Consider the following 1,572-nt stretch of genomic DNA (forward strand, 5'->3'; position numbering starts at 1 on the left):
GAAGAAGTTATCGAACACGCTCACGCGTTCGAGGCCGAGCACGCTGGCGAAGCACTGCGCGAGGGTCGCTTCGAGCGAAGTACGCGGCGCGATGTATTCGTCAAGGCTTTGCCATTGCGGATCGGGCAATGCACGACGATCGAGCTTGCCGTTCGGTGTGAGCGGCAGCGCGTCGAGCACGACGAAGGCTGACGGCACCATGTAATCAGGCAAACGCGAACTCAAGTGCTCGCGCAACGCGCTCGCATCGATCTGTGCAACCAGCGTGACATAGGCGACAAGCTGTTGATCCAGCGTCTTCTCATGCCGCGCCCGCGCGATGACCACCGCTTCTCTTACCGCCGGATGACTGGCGATCTGCGCCTCGATTTCACCCAGCTCGATCCGAAAGCCACGAATCTTGACCTGATGATCGTTACGCCCAAGGAACTCGATATTGCCATCCGCACGATAGCGCGCGAGATCGCCCGTGCGATACATCCGCGCACCGGGAACGAACGGATCATCGAGGAACCGTTCAGCGGTCAACTCAGGCCGATTGAGGTAGCCACGCGACACCCCCGCACCACCGATGTAAAGCTCACCCACCGCACCCGGGGGCATTAACTGACGTTGCGCATCGAGCAAATAGATTCGTGCATTGCCAATCGGCTTGCCGATAACGGGCTGCATCTGTTCGGTCGTGATCTCCGTGGCAGTGGCATCCACGGTGCACTCCGTTGGACCGTAGACGTTGAAAGCGCGGATTTGATCGGCCTCTGCCAGGCGATTCCACATCTGTTGCGTGAGTGCTTCGCCGCCAACGAGCAGCGTAAGGTCAGGCCGTCGCTGTTCCAGCAGGCCGGTCGCGAGCAGTACATCTAGCTGCGTGGGCGTGCAATCGAGTACATCGATGCCGCCGGCATTCAGAAATTCGATCAACGCCGCGGCATCGGCCCGTACGTCGGCGGGAATCACGATCAAACGATGTCCTGCCAGCAAGGACGTAAGGCTCTTCAGCGAGGAATCGAATGCGATGCTGGCATTCAGACTGACACCCGAGTTCACAGCGCAATGCGCGAACACCGTCGATTGCAACGCGTGATGAAGGTTCACGACATGGTGATGCTCGACCATGACGCCCTTGGGTATGCCGGTGGAACCCGAGGTGTAGATCACGTAAGCAAGGTGATGCGGGGCGACGGCCGTTTGCGGATCGTCTTGCGGGAGCGCTTCGTCGAGCGATTCGTTGGGATCGAGCACGGTCAGTGAACCGGTGTCACCTAATGCTTCACGACCCGCGACATCTGCGAGCAGCAGGCGGGGCGTGGCATCGGTGAGGATGTGGCTCAGACGCTCGCCCGGATACGCCGGATCGAGCGGCACGTAAGCGCCGCCAGCCTTGAGTATCGCCATCAACGCGACAACCATGCCGATGCCACGCTCCATGCACAGCGCCACACGATCTTCAGGACGCACGCCCAGCGCGATCAAATGATGCGCAAGCTGATTGGCGCGCGCATTGAGTTGCGCATACGTGAGCGATGCGTCTTCGAAGACCAGCGCGATGGCATTGGGTGTGCGCTGCACCTG

General features: G+C 60.4%; 1 protein-coding gene. It reads right to left on the minus strand.

The window, feature by feature from the left end:
* On the minus strand, positions 1-1,572 hold a 1,572-nt coding region (locus AWB80_RS42700; protein WP_143328298.1), incomplete at both ends, for an amino acid adenylation domain-containing protein.

Origin of the sequence: Caballeronia pedi (assembly GCF_001544915.2) — a bacterium.
Lineage (GTDB): Bacteria > Pseudomonadota > Gammaproteobacteria > Burkholderiales > Burkholderiaceae > Caballeronia > Caballeronia pedi.